General features: G+C 73.1%; 14 protein-coding genes. 6 read left to right on the forward strand and 8 right to left on the reverse strand.

All coding sequences use genetic code 11. The features are described from left to right. Positions 1-91: 91 nt before the first annotated feature. Complete coding sequence (locus ACFYT9_RS00685) at positions 92-1,378, reverse strand: tetratricopeptide repeat protein (protein ID WP_376597007.1); 1,287 nt, start codon at positions 1,376-1,378, stop codon at positions 92-94. Positions 1,379-1,603: 225 nt separating this feature from the next. Here ACFYT9_RS00685 and ACFYT9_RS00690 point away from each other — a divergent pair, with 225 nt between their 5' ends. Next, complete coding sequence (locus ACFYT9_RS00690; RefSeq protein WP_389160048.1) at positions 1,604-2,131, forward strand: hypothetical protein; 528 nt, start codon at positions 1,604-1,606, stop codon at positions 2,129-2,131. 36 nt (positions 2,132-2,167) lie between these two features. Next, positions 2,168-3,031 carry a spermidine synthase gene (locus tag ACFYT9_RS00695; protein ID WP_389160050.1) on the forward strand — a complete coding sequence of 288 codons (864 nt, stop codon included), beginning with the start codon at positions 2,168-2,170 and terminating at the stop codon, positions 3,029-3,031. Positions 3,032-3,061: 30 nt separating this feature from the next. Here the strand turns inward: ACFYT9_RS00695 and ACFYT9_RS00700 are convergent, their stop codons facing one another. Then, complete coding sequence (locus ACFYT9_RS00700; RefSeq protein WP_389160052.1) at positions 3,062-3,676, reverse strand: hypothetical protein; 615 nt, start codon at positions 3,674-3,676, stop codon at positions 3,062-3,064. Between the two features lie 79 nt (positions 3,677-3,755). Here ACFYT9_RS00700 and ACFYT9_RS00705 point away from each other — a divergent pair, with 79 nt between their 5' ends. From ACFYT9_RS00705 to ACFYT9_RS00715, 3 genes are all read left to right on the forward strand, one after another. Further along, positions 3,756-4,457: a response regulator transcription factor gene (locus tag ACFYT9_RS00705; RefSeq protein ID WP_376597014.1), complete on the forward strand. Its 702-nt coding sequence runs from the start codon at positions 3,756-3,758 to the stop codon at positions 4,455-4,457. Positions 4,458-4,473: 16 nt separating this feature from the next. Beyond that, the gene (locus tag ACFYT9_RS00710) at positions 4,474-5,865 is read left to right on the forward strand and encodes a sensor histidine kinase (RefSeq protein WP_389160053.1); all 1,392 of its coding nucleotides are present in this window, start codon (positions 4,474-4,476) and stop codon (positions 5,863-5,865) included. A gap of 135 nt (positions 5,866-6,000) precedes the next feature. Beyond that, on the forward strand, positions 6,001-7,557 hold the full coding sequence (locus ACFYT9_RS00715) for a cellulose binding domain-containing protein (protein ID WP_389160598.1): 1,557 nt from the start codon (positions 6,001-6,003) through the stop codon (positions 7,555-7,557). A 79-nt stretch (positions 7,558-7,636) separates the two neighbouring features. On the opposite strand, the gene ACFYT9_RS00720 is transcribed toward ACFYT9_RS00715, so the two are convergent. From ACFYT9_RS00720 to ACFYT9_RS00745, 6 genes are all read right to left on the reverse strand, one after another. Further along, positions 7,637-9,289, reverse strand: a complete 1,653-nt coding sequence (locus ACFYT9_RS00720; RefSeq protein WP_389160054.1) for a bifunctional aspartate transaminase/aspartate 4-decarboxylase — start codon at positions 9,287-9,289, stop codon at positions 7,637-7,639. A gap of 22 nt (positions 9,290-9,311) precedes the next feature. Further along, complete coding sequence (gene aspT / locus ACFYT9_RS00725) at positions 9,312-11,015, reverse strand: aspartate-alanine antiporter (RefSeq protein ID WP_389160056.1); 1,704 nt, start codon at positions 11,013-11,015, stop codon at positions 9,312-9,314. A 17-nt stretch (positions 11,016-11,032) separates the two neighbouring features. After that, the gene (gene aspT, locus ACFYT9_RS00730) at positions 11,033-12,715 is read right to left on the reverse strand and encodes an aspartate-alanine antiporter (protein ID WP_389160058.1); all 1,683 of its coding nucleotides are present in this window, start codon (positions 12,713-12,715) and stop codon (positions 11,033-11,035) included. 172 nt (positions 12,716-12,887) lie between these two features. Beyond that, a complete protein-coding gene (locus ACFYT9_RS00735; protein ID WP_389160059.1) occupies positions 12,888-13,733 on the reverse strand; it encodes a carbohydrate ABC transporter permease in 846 nt (281 codons plus the stop codon). After that, positions 13,730-14,806 (reverse strand): carbohydrate ABC transporter permease, encoded by a 1,077-nt coding sequence (locus ACFYT9_RS00740; protein WP_389160061.1) that lies wholly within the window; start codon positions 14,804-14,806, stop codon positions 13,730-13,732. The genes ACFYT9_RS00735 and ACFYT9_RS00740 overlap by 4 nt, the downstream gene beginning before the upstream one ends. Positions 14,807-14,816: 10 nt before the next feature. Beyond that, positions 14,817-16,157: an ABC transporter substrate-binding protein gene (locus tag ACFYT9_RS00745; RefSeq protein ID WP_389160062.1), complete on the reverse strand. Its 1,341-nt coding sequence runs from the start codon at positions 16,155-16,157 to the stop codon at positions 14,817-14,819. Between the two features lie 205 nt (positions 16,158-16,362). Here ACFYT9_RS00745 and ACFYT9_RS00750 point away from each other — a divergent pair, with 205 nt between their 5' ends. Next, positions 16,363-19,065, forward strand: coding sequence for a cellulose binding domain-containing protein (locus ACFYT9_RS00750; protein WP_389160064.1), 2,703 nt, complete (start codon positions 16,363-16,365; stop codon positions 19,063-19,065). Positions 19,066-19,129: the final 64 nt, after the last annotated feature.

The following is a 19,129-nucleotide window of genomic DNA, read 5'->3' on the forward strand; positions in this document are numbered from 1 at the left end:
AGGACATCGGATCCAGGATGGTGGATCCAATATCCAGGCCTATGGATATTGGATCCGATATCCGCGTCCCCGCGCGGCGCGACGCGCCCCCTCACGCCCCCGTGAGGATCAGCCGCGTCTCCGTCAGCAGCCCCCTGATCCGCGCCGAAGCGATCCCGTCCATCGAGTCCGCCACCCGTCGCGCCTCGGCCTCGGCCTCGTCGCGGCGGCCGGCGCGGGCGAGGTTGCCGGCGAGCTGGGCGCGGTAGAGGGCGAGGTTGCGGGCGAAGCGGGGGTGCTGGAGGACGGTGGCCCGGTAGGAGTGGCGGGCGGCGCGGCTCCAGTCCCCGAGCGCGGACCAGCAGTGGGCCTCCAGGGCCTCCAGTTCGGGCTCGCCGAAGAAGGACATCCACTCGGGGTCCTGGTCGGCGTGGCCGCGGCCGAAGTGCTCGTGGGCGCGGCCGAGGCACGCCTCGGCGGAGGAGCGGTCGCCGAGCCCGGCCCAGGCGGCGGCCTCGCGCAGCGAGAGCAGGGCGAGCAGCCTGGGGGAGTCGAGCGGGTGCGCGGCCCGCAGTCCGGCCTGCGCGGCGCGGACGGCCTCGCGGTAGCGGCCGGTGTCGCGGGCGAGGAAGGAGGTGTTGCAGAAGGCGTGCGCCTCCAGGGCCGCGTTGCCGGAGACCCGGGCGGTGGCGAGGGCCTCGGCGTAGTGGGAGCGGGCGTCCTCGTGGCGGCCCGAGTCGTGGGCGAGCCAGCCGACGGAGAGCGACAGCTCGCCGGCGCCGGCGAGCAGCCGGTCCTCGGTGGAGCGGCGGGCCGAGGTGCCCTGGTCGAGCAGGGCGTAGGCCGTGCGGAGCGGCTGGGCCGCGCACTTGTAGAGCCCGTCGGCGCCGTGCCGGTCGTCGAGCAGGCGGATGCGCCGTACGGCGTCCTCGACGGCGAGGACCTCGGCCTCGCCGATGCGGTGGGGGCCGCGGGGGCTGGGGATCGCGGCCGCGGTGGAGCCGAGTCCCCAGGAGGCGGCCGCCAGGGTGGCGGTGCCGCTCGTCATGAATGCGCGACGCAGCACGTCGCTCTCCTCATCGTTCCGGGTCGGGAGGGCGGGGGGCCCCGAGGCCCCGGCCGGGGCGGCCTGCCGTCGGCCGCGTACCGCCTCCCGCGCAGAGAATCCCAGGTCGGCGAGGGTCAGCCCGGGGAACATGTGCAGGAAGACCCGCTCGTACGCGTAGTTCGGGCAGCGGATCTCGCCCGCCTCCACGCGACCGATGTAGCGGGCGTCGCACGCGACCTGTTCACCGATCTCGCGTGCCGACCGGCGGACCATGGCGGCGAACTCCGCCGGGGAGTGCGGTCCGCGGAGCCGCCGGAAGGCGAGATTGGGAACTGCCCGTGACATGGCCATGGCCGAGCCCTCTCCTGGTGCTGCCGGGTGTTCCGGCGGCAAGAACGTACCTGCTGTGACCGGATGCCTACGCAGAGTTTGGCTACAAATCGGATATCTCGCCTGCGATCTGCCATGAACTGCCATCCTTTGCGGCGGCGTGCCGCCGTAGCCGTTGACGCGCACGGGCGTTGAACCGTATGGGAGAGACGGAACGTGTCTCCTCTGGGAAGCGAGGAGGGGTCCATGTCCGAGAACGCCGCGCCTTTCGAGACGACCGTGACACCCAGGGCGACCGTGCCGACCACCACGACCGCGACCACCGTGCCGACCCCGTCGGTGCAGGCCGCGACGGTCGTGGCGACCGTGACGAGCGCGCCGGTCGTCACCGTCGCCGGGGCCGACGAGCCCTGCGACCTGGTGACCGTGCCCGCCCGGCAGGGGCTGGAGGCCGTCGACATCCTCCGCCGCCGCGGTGTCCCCGCCGTCGGCCCCGTGCTCCACGACGGCGCCTGCGACACCCTCGGCTTCCTCGTCCCGCCCGGCACCGCCGCCGCCTGGGACCTCCCCGGCAGCGCCTGCACCCGCACCTCCGGCCGCGGGCTGCGCCTCCCCGAACTCCCCGCGCTGCCCGAGCCCTCGGGGGACGCCCCCCGCCCGGCCGGCTGGCTGCTGCCCCCCGGCGACACCGACCCCGTCACCGACCCCGCCGACCTGCGCCGCGCCCTCGGCGAGGCGGCCCGCCTCATCGAGGCGGCCGACGGCTGTCACTGAGCAGGACCTCCCGGCCGACCGGCCGATAATGGACGGATGGCCAGGAACAAGCAGCGCGAGCGGGCGGCGGCCGACGCCGTCTCCGAGACCGTCGACGGCGGGCTCGCCGAACTGATACCCGACCGCGACCGCCCCCGCGCCTGGACGCTGCTCGTCGACGGCGCCCCGCAGTCCCACGTGGACCTCGACGACCCCGCCGCCCTCACCTTCGAGTACCAGCGGCGCCTCGGCCACGTCGCCGACCTCGCCGCCCCGCCCGGCCGCCCCCTCCAGGCCGTGCACCTGGGCGGCGGCGCCTTCACCCTCGCCCGGTACGTCGCCGCGACCCGGCCCCGCTCCACCCAGCAGGTCGTCGAGATCGACGAACCCCTCGTCCGCCTCGTCCGCCGCGCCCTGCCGCTCGACCCCGGCGCCCGGATCCGGGTCCGCGCCACCGACGCCCGCGCCGGACTCGCCAAGGTCCCGGACGGCTGGGCCGACCTGATCATCGCCGACGTCTTCCGGGGCGCCCGCACCCCCGCCCACCTCACCAGCACCGAGTTCCTGGACGAGGTGCGCCGCGCGCTGCGACCCGGAGGGACGTACGCCGCCAACCTCGCCGACGGGCCGCCGCTCGCCCACCTCCGCGGCCAGATCGCCACCGCCGAGGCCGTCTTCCCCGAGCTGGCCCTCATCGCCGACCCGACCGTGCTCCGCGGCCGCCGCTTCGGCAACGCGGTCCTGGTCGCCTCCGACCGGCCGCTCCCCGTCGCCGAGCTGACCCGCAGGGTCGCCACCGATCCGCACCCCGGCCGCGTCGAACACGGCCGCCCCCTCGCCGACTTCACCGGCGGCGCCGTCCCCGTCACCGACGCGACGGCGAAGAGCTCCCCCGCGCCCCCGCCGTCCGTCTTCCGCTGACACGGAGGGCCGGACGGGCGCGGCGACCGGTCAGACCGCGCGCTCCTCGATCTGCACACGGGGCGCCGAGTCGTGCCAGAGGCAGAACACCGACAGCTCCCGGTCGCCCCGCGTGAAGGTCACCCGGATCCAGGTCGTCTGCTTCCACACCTGCATCTGCCAGCCCGATGCCGGGGTCGCCGAGACCAGCTCGGCGGAGCTCTCGCCCAGGTCGAAGGTGACCCGCCCGCCGTCCACCGGATAGCTCTTCACCCCCGAGGAGGACCCGGCCGGAGGCGGCGGCACCGTGGTCGGCGCGGGCGTGGTCCGCGGCTCGGTGCGCGGCGGGCTCGCCGGCGGGGTGGTGGGCGTCGGATCCGGGCCGGTCGGCGTGGGCGCGGACGGCGTGGACGCGGTGGCCGGGGGAGTGGTGGCGGGAGGAGTGGTCCCGGGGCGGCGGGTCGAGGACGTCACCGGGTCGCCGATCGCGGTCTCGGCCGGGACCAGGTCGACCGGGGTGCCGACGGGCAGCGGCAGGGCGCGCGGCGGGTCGTAGACCGTGCCGGACAGCACCGTGTGCACCCCCCACCAGGAGAACGTGACCGCCGCGCCGGTGGCGAGCGACCAGGCCAGGGCGTGAACGAGTCCTCTTCGCATCCGGGTCATACTGCACCACCCCGGGCCGGCGCGTCGCAGGAGGTACGGGGTGACCGACGTGTCGCCCGAATGGCGTACGGTGCGGCCCATGGCAAGTGTGCTCGTGGTCGAGGACGACCAGTTCGTGCGCTCCGCCCTCATCCGGCAGCTGACGGAAGCCTCCTACACCGTACGGAGCGTCGGCACGGCCCTGGAGGCGCTGCGCGAGGTCGCCCATTTCCGCTTCGACGTGGTCGTCCTCGACCTCGGTCTGCCCGACCTGGACGGGTCCGAGGCGCTGAAGATGCTGCGCGGCATCACCGACGTACCGGTGATCATCGCGACGGCCCGGGACGACGAGGCGGAGATCGTCCGGCTGCTGCACGCCGGCGCCGACGACTACCTCGTCAAGCCGTTCTCCGTCGAGCACCTCACCGCCCGGATGGCCGCCGTGCTCCGCCGCGCCCGGGCCGTCTCCGGCGAGCCCGCGCCGACGACCGAGATCAGGGTCGGCGGGCTCGCCATCGACCCGCTGCGCCGCCAGGCCGAACTGGACGGCGTCCCGCTCGACCTGACCCGGCGCGAGTTCGACCTGCTCGCCTTCCTCGCCGGCCGCCCCGGCGTGGTCGTCCCGCGCAAGGAGCTGCTCGCCGAGGTGTGGCAGCAGTCCTACGGCGACGACCAGACCATCGACGTGCACCTGTCGTGGCTGCGGCGGAAGCTGGGCGAGACGGCCGCCCGTCCCCGCTACCTCCACACCCTGCGCGGTGTCGGCGTGAAGCTGGAACCGCCGCGGGAGCAGCAGCCGTGAGACGGGAGCGCCGGCCGTGAGATGGGCCCTCGTCAAGGTGTCGCTCGCCGTCACCGCCATGGTCGTCATCGCCTTCGCCGTACCGCTCGGCCTCGTCGTCAAGGAGATGGCCCGCGACCGGGCGTTCTCCAACGCCGAGCGGCGCGCCGCCGGGCTCGCCCCGGTCCTCGCCATCACCACCGACCGGGTGGAGCTGGAGAAGGCCGTCGCCACCACCGAGGACGGCGCCACCGGCCGGCTCGCCGTGCACGTCCCGCCCGTCGGCCCGGACGGCCAGGCCCTGGAGATCGGGACCCGCAGGGCCCGCGCCGACGAACTGGCCGCCACCCGCACCCTCGGCCGCGCCTCCATCGCCGAGGTCCCCGGCGGCTACGCCCTGCTCCAGCCCACCGCGCTCAGCTCCGGCCGGGTCGCGGTCGTCGAACTCTTCGTCCCCGAGGGGGAGGTCACCAACGGCGTCGCCACCGCCTGGCTCGTCCTCGCCGGCGTCGGCGTCGCCCTGATCGTCGGCTCCCTCGCCGTCGCCGACCGGCTCGGCGTCCGCATGGTCCGCCCCGCCCAGCGCCTCGCGGGCGCCGCCCACGAGCTCGGCGAGGGCCGGCTCGGCGTCCGGGTCGCCGAGGAGGGCCCGCCCGAACTCAAGTCGGCCGCCGTCGCCTTCAACTCGATGGCCGATCAGGTCGTGCAACTCCTCGCCAACGAGCGCGAGCTCGCCGCCGACCTCTCCCACCGGCTCCGCACCCCGCTCACCGTGCTCCGCCTCAACGCCGCCTCCCTCGGCTCCGGGCCCGCCGCCGACCAGACCCGGGCCGCCGTCGAGCAGCTGGAGCGGGAGGTGGACACCATCATCCGCACCGCCCGCGAGGCCAAGCCGCAGACCACCCCGCCGACCGGCCCCGGAGCGGGCTGCGACGCCGCCGAAGTGGTGCGCGAACGCATGGAGTTCTGGTCCGCGCTGGCCGAGGACGAGGGGCGGCTCGTCCGGCTGGCCGGGGTGGAGCGCCCGGTACGGATCCCGGTGGCGCGCCCCGAACTCGTCGCCGCCCTCGACGCCCTGCTCGGCAACGTCTTCCGGCACACCCCGGAGGGCACCGCCTTCTCCGTCGACGTCCACAACGGCGAGGACGCGGTCATCGTCCTCGTCTCGGACGCCGGCCCCGGCATCGCCGACCCGGACGCGGCGCTCACCCGCGGCAACAGCGGCACCCGGGCCGGCTCCACGGGTCTCGGCCTCGACATCGTGCGCCGCATGGCCGAGTCCACCGGCGGCGACGTCCGGATCGGGCACTCGGTCCTCGGCGGCACGGAGGTCCGCATCTGGATCGGGCTCGGCGCGCACCGCCCCGGCGGCTCCGAGGGCCGCCGCGCGCACCGCCCGGCCCGCCGCCGCAAGGCCGGACGGCGCTGAACCTTTCGTGGTTCCGATGCCTCCCTTAAGCGGACCCTAAGAATCCCAACCCTGGCTCCTCGCAAGGCATTTGTCTCCTTCCGGAGAGCTAGCGTGCTTCCCACCCCCACCCCGGTCACCACGGAGGCAGCACGCATGGGCAGCAACGGCAGCAACGCGCACCGGCGCCGGACGAGCGGCCGCACCAAGGCCCTCGGCGCGGTCGTGGCCGCCGCGGTCGCCGGGGGCACGGTCTTCGCCCTCACCGGCACCGCCCAGGCCGCCGCCGTCGGCGCCGCCTACATCAGGACGTCCTCCTGGACCGGCGGTTACACCGGTCAGTACGTGATCACCAACGAGACCTCCACGGTCCAGTCCGACTGGACGCTGGAGTTCGATCTGCCCGCCGGGACCGTGATCGGCTCCCTGTGGAACGGTGACCACACCGTCTCGGGCCGCCACGTCACCGTGAAGCCCGCGAGCTGGAACCGGCAGCTCGCCCCCGGCACGTCCGTCACCGTCGGTTTCGTGACCTCGGCGGCCGGACAGGCCGGGGACCCCGCCGGCTGCCTGATCAACCGGTCCGCCTGCTCGGCCGGCGGCCCCGCCCCCACCCCCAGCGGCCGCCCCACGGACCGGCCCACCACCCCCACGCCGACCGCCACCGCGAGCCCGAAGCCCACCGCCACGGCCAAGCCGACCCCCACGGCCACGGCGACGCCCACCACCGCACCCCCGAAGCCCACCCCGACCCCGACCCGGACGCCCACCCCCACGCCGACCCCCACTCAGGCGCCGACCTCCACCGGCACCCCCGTCACCGCCGCCAAGTACGCCCCCTACGTCGACACCTCCCTCCACCCGGCGTACGACCTCCTCGCCACCGCCGACGCGACCGGCGTGAAGGAGTTCAACCTCGCCTTCATCACCTCCGGCGGCTCCTGCGCCCCGCTCTGGGGCGGGGTCACCGAGCTCGCGAACGACCGGGTGGCCGCCCAGATCGGCGCCCTCCGCGCCAGGGGCGGTGATGTGCGGGTCTCCTTCGGCGGCGCCGCGGGGCACGAGCTGGCGCTGAACTGCGCGAGCTCCGCCGACCTGGCGAAGGCGTACGGGAAGGTCGTCGACCACTACAAGCTCACCAAGGTCGACTTCGACGTCGAGGGCGCCGCCCTGCCGGACACGGCGGCCAACACCCGCCGCGCGCAGGCGATCGCCCAGCTCCAGAGGAGCCACCCCGGCCTGAACGTCTCCTTCACCCTGCCGGTGATGCCCGAGGGCCTGACCCAGCCCGGGGTGAGCCTGCTCGCCGACGCGAAGCGGAACGGCGTACGGATCGACGCGGTCAACATCATGGCGATGGACTACGGTCCGGCCTACAGCGCCGACATGGGCACCTACGCCGTCCAGGCCGCGACCGCGACCCAGGCCCAGCTCAAGGGCGTCCTCGGGCTCTCCGACGCGGCCGCCTGGAAGGCCGTCGCGGTCACCCCGATGATCGGCGTCAACGACGTCGTCAGCGAGGTCTTCACGGTCGCCGACGCCACCCAGCTGGTCGACTTCGCGCAGTCCAAGGGGATCGGCTGGCTCTCGATGTGGTCCTCGACCCGGGACAAGCAGTGCGCGGCCGGCGCCGTGAACCACGCCGACGCCACCTGCTCCTCGATCCTCCAGCAGCCGCTGGCGTTCACGAAGGCGTTCGCCGCCTACCGGTAGAGCCACCCCTCTCCCCCCACACCGCGTGCCCCGGCCCGGAGACACCCCACCCCCGGCCGGGGCACGCTTCCGTGTGCGGTCAGGCGCCCCGGGAGGTCTTCCACTCCTCCGCGTAGTCGTCGAAGATCGCCCGCAGGTGGTGGCCGATCTTCAGGTAGTCGAGGTCGTCCAGGTTGGCGAGGGAGACCCGGACGGACCACTCGGGGCCGTCGAAGCCGCCGCCGTTGAGGAGGACGACTCCGGTGTGCTCGGCGAGCCGGAACAGCGGGTCGACGGGCTCGTAGTTCTTCTCCAGGAAGTCGGCGAAGTCCTCGCCGTGGACGCGTTCGGCCTCCGCGAGGAGGTCCAGCTCGATGTAGTAGCCGGCCCGCTTGTCGTCGTCGGCGATCTTCATCTGGGCGCCTTCGAGGAGCAGGTCCAGCCGCTGGTTCACGATCGCCCGCAGCCGCTCCTTGTACGCCTGCCCCTCGGGGAGCATGTCGAAGAGCGAGAAGAGCGTCATCATGACCTGCTGCGGCAGCGACAGGCCCGCGGTGTGGTTGAGGGCGACCTGCCGGGAGTCCGCGACCAGCCGGTCGATGAACCGGATCTTCTGCGGCTCCAGGGACAGCGTCCCGTACCGCTTGTCCAGCCGCTCCTTCCCGTCGGCCGGCAGGTCGGCGAGCATCCGGTCGATGACGTTGTCGTCGTTGAGGCCGATGACGCCGAGCCGCCAGCCCGTGGCGCCGTAGTGCTTCGAGTAGGAGTAGACGAGCAGGGTGTTGTGCGGGAGGTCGGCGGCGATCGAGCGGAAGCCGGGGACGAAGGTGCCGTAGACGTCGTCGGTGACGATCACCAGGTTCGGGTTCTTCTCGGCGACGATCTCCTTGAGCTGGTTCGCGACCCTCTGACTGAGCGCCAGGGAGGGCGGGTTGGAGGGGTTGACCAGGCACAGCAGCTTGATCGAGGGGTCCTCCAGCTTGGCGACCTCCTCCGTCGGGTAGCGCCACTCGCGGACGCCGGTCTCGGTGAAGAGGGAGGCGTTGACGTGGACGACGTCGAACTCGTACGTGTCGAGCTCGGGGATCTCGATGTACGGGGTGAAGACCGGCACCATCAGGGCGATCCGGTCGCCCTTCTTCAGGATCCCGTTCTTCATCAGGGAGTCGAAGATGTAGCACATGGCGGCGGTGCCGCCCTCGGTGGCGAAGTAGGAGACGTTCCCGGCGGGCGGCCGGCCGTCGAACATCTCGTCGTCGACGTAGCCGCGGACGACCTGTTCGGTGTGGGTGAGGATCCGGTCCGGCACCGGGTAGTTGTCGCCGATCGAGCTGTCGGTGAGCTCGTGGACGAAGGCGTCCTTGTCGAAGCCGAAGCGCTCGACGGCGTACTCGACCGACTTCTGGAGCAGTTCGATGCCGGGCAGGTCGGGGTGCTGCCGTACGAAGGTGTCGAAGCGGGCGCCGGAGCCCATGAGTTCGGGCATGCCGCCGAGGTCGTCGGCGGTCCACACCCGGCGGGACTCGGAGAGCGCGAAGTAGCCGAGGGCGTGGAAGGCCTCGCGGGGGCTGGTGGCGGTCCAGTTCGGGTTGCCGCGGCCCGCGTTGAGCATCTGGACCGAGGACTTGCCCTTCTGGCCCGGCTGGTCGGCCTGGGCGTGCTGGGCGATGGTGATGAACTTGTCCTTCAGCTCGAACGGCGAGAGCTGGGCGAAGGACTTGATCTCCTCGCGGGTGAAGCTGGTCCTGGGCATGGCGTGTCCTTAGGTGCGGCGGTCAGTGGTTGAGGATGACGATCACGGCGCCCCAGATGGTCAGCAGCACGTTGCCCACCGCGTAGGGGATCGTGTAACCGAGCGTGGGGATCTGCGACCTGGACTGTTCGTTGATCGCGCCGATCGCCGCGGTCGTGGTCTGGCCGCCGGCCAGGACGCCCATCAGGATCGGGAAGCGGATCTTCTGGACGTAGTGGCCGACGAGGAAGCCGACGACGAGCGGGATCAGGGTGGCGACCGCGCCCCACAGGAGCAGCCCCCAGCCGGCCGTGGACAGGCCGCTGGTGAAGCTGGGGCCCGCGTTGATGCCGACCACGGCGACGAAGGCGCACAGCCCGAAGGTGTCCATGAACCACTGGGCGCCCGGCGGCACGTTGCCGTACGTCGGGTACTTGCCGCGGATCCAGCCGAAGACCAGGCCCATGATCAGCGCGCCGCCGGAGGTCGACAGCGAGATCGGCACGCCGGAGACGGTGAGCGCCGGGATGCCGACGCAGCCGCCGAGGAAGACGCCGAGGCCGACCCAGAGCATGTCGGTGGCGAAGGAGGTCGGCACGGGCTTGCCGATCGCCCCGCCCGCCGGGTCCACGAGCCGCTTAGGGCCGGTGAGGACCACGGTGTCGCCGCGCTCCAGCTTCGTGGAGAGGCGATAGGGGAACTCGGCGCCGGAGCGGTAGATCCTGTCGATGTAGACGCCGACCATGAAGGGCTCGCGGCGCAGCTCGGCGACGGTCTTGCCGAGCTGGGCCTTGTCGGAGGCGACGACGTGCAGCGTCTCCGTCTCGTAGCCGAGGAGTTCGACGTCGTCGGTCTCGGGGCCGATGTGGGTGCGGGCGTCGAAGTCGACGAGGGAGCCGCGCAGGGCGGAGACGGCGACGGTGTCGCCCTCGTGGAGCACGGTGGCCTGGTCGTGGGGGAGGACCGTGCCGTCGCGCCGCACCCGGGTGAGGTAGATGCGGTGGCCGAGGGCCTTCTGCTGGTTCTCGAAGTCGTCGATCGTGCGGCCCACGAGGTCGGGCCGCACGATCGTGTACGCGCGGAGGACGACCTCGTAGTAGCCCTCGGCGAGGTCCGGGTTGTCGCCGGGGGCGTCCAGCTCCTTGGCGAGCTGCGCGGACTCGGCGGCGAGGTCCCGCTTGTAGAGGCGGGGGAGGATGTTGGCGAGGAGGATGGCGCAGAGGATCGTGCCGAGCGGGTAGGTGACCGCGTACCCGATGGCGACGAGGTTCTCCTCGGTCTTCATCTGGTCGGCGCTCAGGCCCGGGAGGTTGCCGATGGCGTCCTGGGCGACGCCGATGACGGCGGACTGGGTGAGGGCGCCGCCGAGCAGGCCGGCGGAGAGCCCGGGGCCGTACCCGAGCATGACGGCGAAGCCCCAGGAGACCAGCAGGCCGGTGACGCAGACGATGACCGCGTTGACGACCTGCGGCAGCCCGTCCTTCTTGAGGCCGCGGAAGAACTGGGGGCCGACCTTGTAGCCGAGGGCGAAGAGGAAGAGGGTGAAGAAGAGGTTCTTCACCGTCGCGTCGATGGTGATCTTGAACTGGGCGCCGAGCAGCAGGCCCGCGACGAGGCAGCCGGTGACGGCGCCGAGCGCGATCGCCCGGTAGCGGAGCTTCCCGATGAGGAAGCCGAGGGCGACGGTGATGAAGATCAGCAGCTCGGGGTGGGGCTGGAAGATGTTCCGGTTCAGGAAGTCGATCATGGGTGGGGCGCCGCCTCTCAGGCTCCGAGGATGCCGACCAGGAGGGGACCGGTCAGGGGGAGCAGGAAGTTGGAGAGGGTGTACGTGACCGTGTAGCCGAGCATCGGGACGGAGCTCTGCGCGACCTGGGTGATCGAGGTGATCGCCGGGGTCGAGCACTGCTGGCCCGCGATGGCGCCGATCAGCAGCGGACTCTCGATCTTCAGCAGCTTGCGGCCGACGATCAGCGAGATCGTCGCCGGGACGAGGACCATGGCGATGCCCGCGAACGGCAGCAGCACCCCGTACTCCTTGAGCAGGGGTCCCGCCTGCGGGCCGGAGACCAGGCCGGTGCAGGCGATGAAGATGGCCAGGCCCATGTCCTTGAGGGTGGTGGCGGCCTGCGGCGGGAAGGCGCCGAAGGTCTGGGTGCGGGAGCGGAACCAGCCGAAGAGCAGACCGGAGATGAGGCAGCCGCCGCCGGTGCCCAGGGACATGGGGACGTCGCCGAACTTCACCACGACCTGGCCGAGGAGCGAGCCGCAGGCGATGCCGAGGCCCAGGTAGATGAAGTCGGTGGAGTCGTTCTTGACGATCGCGCCGACCTTGGAGGCCAGCCTGCCGAGCGAGGAGCGGGCGCCCACCAGAGTGAGCACGTCACCGCGGTGGACGACGGTCTCCGGCGTGGCGGGCAGATGCGCCTCGCCCCGCAGCACGTCCGTGACGTAGACGCCGCCGGAGGCGATCTCCGGGTGCTCGGTGGTCAGCCGGTCCAGGGACTTGCCGTCCGCCGTCCTGTCGGTGAGGGAGACCTGCTGGGTGGCGAGCGGGGTGTCGAGGCCGGGCACGGCCGGGGTCTCGGGACCGATCTGCCGCCCCGCCTCGATGATGTTGGCGCGCCTGCCGACGGCGAGGACGAGGTCGGAGAGGGTCAGCTCGAAGTCGGGCGGGGGAGGGGTGAGGATCCGGCTGCCCCGCTTCAACGCCTCGACGGTGACCCGGTTGCCGAACCGCCGCTCCAGGTCGGACACCTTGGCGCCGTCGGCGAGGGTGACGAGGAAGGTGCGGCCGACCATGCCGGGCAGCGCCTCGCGCTCGTCGGACTCCAGACCGCCGCCGGAGCCGCGCAGCTTCTCCCACAGCTCGCGGGAGGCGTCGCGGAGGTTGATCCGCAGCAGCATCGGCATGATCTGGCTGGTGTAGATCACGATGGTGATGAGGCCGAAGAGATAGCAGACCGTGTACGCGGTGGCCACGTGGCCCTGGTACTGGGTGATCTGCTCCTGCGTCAGGTCGGAGAGCTTGCCGATGGCCTCGGTGGCGGTGCCGACGACCGCGGACTCGGTGGCGGCGCCGGCCAGGATGCCGGCGGCGGTGCCGACGTCCAGGTCGAACGCCTTGGCGAGGCCGAGCGCGATGCCGACGACGCAGACGACCTCGATCAGGCAGAGGGTGAAGAAGCGCAGGCTCTTCCGGTTGAGGTTGGCGAAGAACTGGGGGCCGGCCAGATAGCCGAGCGAGAAGATGAAGAGCGCGAAGAAGATCGTCTTGACGTCGTCGGAGACGGTCACCTTCGCCCAGGCGCCCATGAGCAGCGAGACGATCAGCGTCCCGCAGATGCCGCCGAGCGTGATGGGGCCGACCCGGAGCTTGCCGACGAGGTACCCCGCGGCGAGGCAGAGGAAGAGGGCGAGTTCGGGATGGTCGCGCAGGACTCCCATCCGGCCTCACCCCGCCCACATAAAGAGCAAACCGTTCATAGCGGACATAAGGTGACGCTAACAGCGGAAGATCACCGGAGCGGGACCGCCACACCCGTCCGGGTGAACGCCCTCGGCCCCGGGCCCCCGCCGCCCGGGCCCTCGCCCCAGCCCCCCACCCCCGGTCACCCCTTCACCCCTTCACCGCACCCCGCATCACCCCGCCCACGATCTGCCGCCCGAACAGCGCGAGCACGACGAGCAGCGGGAGCGTCCCGAGCAGTGCCCCCGCCATCACCACCGAGGTGTCCGGCACGTAACCCCGCCCCAGACCGGTCAGCGCCACCTGCACCGTCGGACTGCCCGTCTGGGTCAGCGCGAGGACCGGCCAGAAGAAGTCGTTCCACGCCGCCACGAACGACAGCATCCCCAGCACCGCCATCGCCGGCCGCGCCGCCGGCAGCACCAGGTGCCACACCACCCGCAGCGTCCCCGCCCCGTCCATCCGCGCCGCCTCCAGGAGCTCCGGTGGCAGCGCGCCCAGCAGGTGCTGGCGCATGTAGAAGACGCCGAAGGCGGAGACCAGCGAGGGCAGCACCACCGCCTGGAGCTGGTCCGTCCAGCCCAGCCGGGCGATCAGCAGATAGAGCGGGACGACCCCGAGCTGCGGCGGCACCAGCAGCGTCGCCCCCACCAGGAGCAGCAGCGGCCCCCGGAAGCGGAACCGCAGCCGGGCGAAGGCGAAACCGGCCAGCGTCGAGAAGAGCACCGTCCCGGTCGCCACCGCCCCCGCCACGATCGCGGTGTTGGCCAGCGCCTCGCCCATCCCGCCCTCGCCCCAGGCCACCGACAGGTTCCGCCCCAGGTTCCGCCCGAACCAGAACGGCGGCGGGCTCTCCGCCAGCCGCCCGCTCGTCCGCGAGGCGGCCACCGCCGTCCACAGCAGCGGGAAGACGGACACCGCCGTGAACAGGACGAGGAGCAGATACGTACCCCACCCGCCCCGCTCGTACGACTCCGGACCCGTCCGCCCCGTCACCGCCGCCCGCCCTTCCCGCCGGCCAGCCGCACCAGCCCGAGGACCACCACCAGGATCAGCAGCATCGCCCAGGCGATCGCCGCCGCCCGCCCCAGATGCAGGTTCACCCAGCCCTGCTCGTACAGATAGAGACCCAGCGTCTGGTACTGGTGGTCGGCGCCGCCCGACGCGCCCGCCCCGCTGCTGAAGAGCAGCGGCTCGCCGAAGAGCTGCACGGCCCCGATCGTCGACACCAGACCCGTGAAGGCCAGCGCCGGCCGCAGCCCCGGCAGCGTCACGTGCCAGAACCGCCGCCACCGCGAGGCCCCGTCCAGCGCCGCCGCCTCGTACAGCTCGTGCGGGATCGTCTGCATCGCCGCCAGATAGATCAGCGCGTTGTAGCCGGTCCAGCGCCAGACCACGATCGACGCCACCGCGAACTTCGAGGCCCACGGCCCGTTCTGCCAGTCCACCGGATCCAGCCCGACCAGCCCGGCCGCCCAGTTCACCATCCCCTGGTCGCGCCCGTAGAAGAGCGCGAAGACCAGCGTCGCCGCCGCCACCGAGGTCGCGTACGGGGCCAGCGCCGCCACCCGGAAGAAGAGCCGCCCGCGCAGCCGCGCGTCCAGCAGGTGCGCCGCGCCCAGCGCGAGCAGCAGCTGAGGCACCGTCGCCAGCACCCCGATCACCACCGTGTTCGCCAGCGCGTTCCAGAAGAAGTCGTCGGAGAGCAGCCGCGCGTAGTTGTGCAGGCCCACCCACTCCCGGGCCTCCGGCGCCGTCAGCTCCACCCGGAAGAGCGAGGTCCACGCCGTCGCCGCCAGCGGGAACAGCCCGAACGCCCCGAACAGCAGGAAGAAGGGGGCGACCAGCACGTACGGCGCCGCCCGCGACCGCAGCCGGCCCAGCCGCTCCCGCCGCGCCGCCCCCGGGCGTCCGGGGGAGCCAGGCACGATCAGGGGCAGCGCCCGTGCCACGAGCTCCCCGGTGCCGCTCGCACCCGCCCGCCCCTCCGGCCCGCCGCCCGGGCCCTCCACCCCGGCCCGCGCCACCCCGGCCGCCCCGCCGGTCCGGCCCGTCACGTCCTCCGCCATCCCCTCCACCTCACCGGTCCAGCGCGTTGTCGATGGCCTTCATCGCCGCCCGCCACGCCGACTCCGGCGACCGGCCCGTCTGGTCGACCTGGAGCATCCCGGTGTCGGACAGGATCTGGTTCACCAGCCCGTCCTTCGGCCCGACCGGCGCCACCGGCACCCCCATGGCCGCCGCCGAGTAGATCCGGCCCACCGGCGCGTCGCCGAAGTACGGATGCCGGGCATCCCGCACCTGCGGCAGACCGAACGCGGCCTCGGCGCTCGGGAAGCTGCCGCGCCGCTCGAAGAGCACCGCCTGCTGCTCCGGCGCGGTCAGCCAGGCCGCCAGCCGCGCCGCCTCCTCGACATGCCTCCCGGCCGCCGGGACGACCAGGAAGGAGCCGCCCCAGTTCCCCGGCCGGGGCGCCTTCGCGATGTCCCACTTCCCCTCGCCGCCCGGGCCGCCCTTGTCCTGGATGTAGCCGAGCATCCACGCCGGGCAGGCGATCGAGGCGAACCGCCCGTGCGCGAAGCCCTGGTCCCAGTCGGGGGTGAACTGCTGGAGCCTGGCCGTCAGTCCGTGCTCCGCGAACTCCGCGCCGAGGTCCCAGGCGGCCCGTACGGCCGGGTTGACCGCCACCACGAGCCGTCCCTCGGCGTCGTAGTAGCGCAGCCTCGCCCCCGAGATCACGGCCGCCATCACCCCCGACGCGGAGTCGGTGAACGCCACCCCCTCCGGGGCCCGTTCGGCGAACCGGCGGCCCGCCTCCAGGTACTTCCGCCAGTCCCCGGCCCACAGCCGGCCCAGCTCCTCCCGGTCGGTGGGCAGCCCGGCGGCGGCGAAGTGGTCCTTGCGGTAGCAGACGGCGAGCGGCCCGATGTCGGTGCCGAGCCCCAGCACCCGCCCGTCCTCCGTCCGCGCCTGCGCCCACTTCCACGGCAGGAAGGCGCTCTCCTCCACGCCGGGCGCGTGCGCCAGGTCGACGAGCCGCCCGGCCTGGGTGTCGACGACCTCCGCGATGTTGCCGACCTCGACCGCCTGGACGTCGGCGAGGCCGGCGCCGGCCGTGAGGTGGGTGAGCAGCTGCGGGTAGTAGACGTCGGCGCGGGCGAGGGAGGTCTGCCGGATCGCGATGTCCGGGTGGAGCCGCATGTACGTGTCGTAGAGCCCGGCCTCCTTGAGGCCGAAGGTGCCGTAGACGCCGACGGTCAGCGTCACCGGGCGCCCGGAGCCGTCCACGGCCTCTGCGGAGCCGGCCGCCGGCGGCACCGGCGGGTCGGTGGCGCAGCCGCCGAGGAGAGCGGCGGCGAGCAGCAGGGCGAGGGCCCGCCGGCGGCGCCCCCGTGGTCGTGTCGCGGTCCTCCACCCCATGGACCCCGACCGTAGGCGGCGGGGGCGGGGCGGCCCGCGGGGCGGCACCGGGGGCGGGGCGGTCCTCACCCGTTCGGCGGACAGGGCGGACGGGATCGTCGAACGTCTTCGACGGGTTCCGTGTCTTGACCGTGTTCTGACGGCGACCAGATAGTGGGAGCGCTCCCATGCATCCTCTCCCACCTCACCTCCCGACGGGATACCCATGCGCAGACCACGACTCCTCGCCGGGCTCGCGGGGCTGGCCCTCACGGCCGGGCTCCTCGCGGGGGCCCTGCCGGCCGGCGCCGCCGAGCCCGCCCCGGCCGACGCCGCCCCGGCCCGGACCGCCGCGGCGCCCTCGTACACCTGGAAGAACGTTCGGATCGACGGCGGCGGCTTCGTCCCCGGCCTGGTCTTCAACCGGACCGAGAAGAACCTCCTCTACGCCCGCACCGACATCGGCGGCGCCTACCGCTGGGACCAGGCAGGCTCCGCCTGGGTCCCGCTCCTCGACCACATCGGCTGGGACGACTGGGGCCACACCGGTGTCGTCTCCCTCGCCTCCGACTCGGCCGACCCGGACCGGGTGTACGCCGCCGTCGGCACGTACACCAACGACTGGGACCCCGGCTCGGGCGCCGTCCTGCGCTCCGCCGACCGGGGCGCCACCTGGCAGCGCGCCGACCTCCCCTTCAAGCTCGGCGGCAACATGCCCGGCCGGGGCATGGGCGAACGCCTCGCCGTCGACCCGCACAGGAACAGCGTCCTCTACCTCGGCGCCCCCAGCGGCAACGGCCTGTGGCGCTCCACCGACTCCGGCGCCACCTGGTCGAAGGTCACCTCCTTCACCAACCCCGGGGGATACCAGCAGGACCCGAGCGACACCAGCGGCTACAACTCCGACGAGCAGGGCATCGTCTGGGTCACCTTCGACGAGTCCACCGGCAGCGGGACCGGCGCCGGAGCCACCACCACGAAGACGATCTACGTCGGCGTCGGCGACAAGCAGAACGCCGTCTACCGCTCCACCGACGCCGGCGCCACCTGGACCCGCCTGGCCGGCCAGCCCACCGGCTACCTCGCCCACAAGGGCGTCCTCGACGCCGGGAACGGATACCTCTACCTCGCCTACAGCGACACCGCGGGCCCGTACGACGGCGGCAAGGGCCAGGTCTGGCGGTACGCGACGGCCACCGGCGAGTGGAAGAACATCAGCCCCGTCGCCGAGGCCGACACCTACCACGGCTTCAGCGGCCTCACCCTCGACCGGCAGCGCCCCGGCACGGTCATGGTCTCCGCCTACAGCTCCTGGTGGCCCGACACCCAGATCTTCCGCTCCACCGACTCCGGCTCCACCTGGACCCGGGCCTGGGACTACTCCTCGTACCCGGACCGGACCGACCGCTACACGATGGACGTCTCCTCCGTGCCCTGGCTGACCTGGGGCGCCACCCCCACCCCGCCCGAGCGGACGCCCAAACTCGGCTGGATGACCGAGGCCCTGGAGATCGACCCCTTCGACTCGGACCGCATGCTGTACGGCACCGGTGCCACGGTCTACGGCACCACCGAGCTCACCCGGTGGGACAGGGACGCGGAGTTCACCATCCGGCCGATGGTGAAGGGCCTGGAGGAGACCGCCGTCCTCGACCTCGTCTCGCCGCCCTCCGGCGCCCCGCTGATCAGCGCGCTCGGCGACATCGGCGGCTTCCGCCACACCGACCTCGGCGCCGTCCCGCCGATGATGTTCACCTCCCCGAACTTCACCTCCACCACCAGCCTCGACTACGCCGAGACCGCCCCGGACACGCTCGTCCGCTCCGGCCAACTCGACGGCGGACCCCGGATCGCCTTCTCCACCGACAACGGCGCGAACTGGTTCGCCGGGCAGGAACCCGCCGGCGTCACCGGCGGCGGCACGGTCGCCGCGGCAGCCGACGGCGGCCGCTTCGTCTGGAGCCCCGACGGCACCGCCGGCGTCCACGCCACCACCGGCCACGGCACCTCGTGGACCGCCGCCACCGGCATCCCGGCCGGCGCGACCGTCGAGTCCGACCGGGTCGACCCGAAGACCTTCTACGGCTTCGAGGGCGGCACCTTCTACGCCTCCACCGACGGCGGCCTCACCTTCACCGCCAGGGCCACCGGACTGCCCGCCGAGGGCGACGTCCGCTTCAAGGCCGTCCCCGGGAGGAAGGGCGACATCTGGCTCGCCGGCGGCGCCCCCGGCACCGCGTACGGCCTGTGGCACTCCACCGACGGCGGCGCCACCTTCACCCGCCTCCCCGGCGTCGACCAGGCCGACGCGATCGGCTTCGGCAAGGCCGCCCCGAACGCGGCCTACCCCGCGCTCTACTCCAGCGCGAAGATCGGCGGCGTCCGCGGCATCTTCCGCTCCACCGACGCCGGCGCCACCTGGGTCCGGGTCAACGACGACGCCCACCAGTGGGGCTGGACCGGCGCCACCATCACCGGCGACCCGCGCGTCTACGGCCGGGTGTACGTCGCCACCAACGGGCGCGGCATCCTCTACGGCGACACGAGCGAGACCGGCGGCGGCGACGGGGGAGGCGACGGCGGCACCGACCCGGGCACCCCGCCCGCGGGCGCCTGCGAGGTCACGTACGAGGTCGTGAACCAGTGGCAGGGCGGCTTCCAGGCCGACGTCACCGTGACCAACACCTCCACCACCGCCTGGAACGGCTGGAACCTGGGCTGGACCTTCGCCGCCGGGCAGACCGTCGGCCAGATGTGGAACGCCACCGCCGGCCAGACCGGCACCGGCGTCACCGCGAGGAACGCCGCCTGGAACGGCACCGTCGCCCCCGGCGGTTCCGCCTCCTTCGGCTTCACCGGCGGCTGGACCGGCACCAACCCCGTGCCCGCGGCCTTCACTCTCGGAGGTGCCCGGTGCTCCGCCGGCTGACCACGGCCGCGCCCCTCCGTCCCTAGCGGGCACGCGAAAACGACCGAGGCCCCGGTTCTTCCGA

Source organism: Streptomyces sp. NPDC004435, assembly GCF_042873895.1.
Classification (GTDB): Bacteria; Actinomycetota; Actinomycetes; order Streptomycetales; family Streptomycetaceae; genus Streptomyces.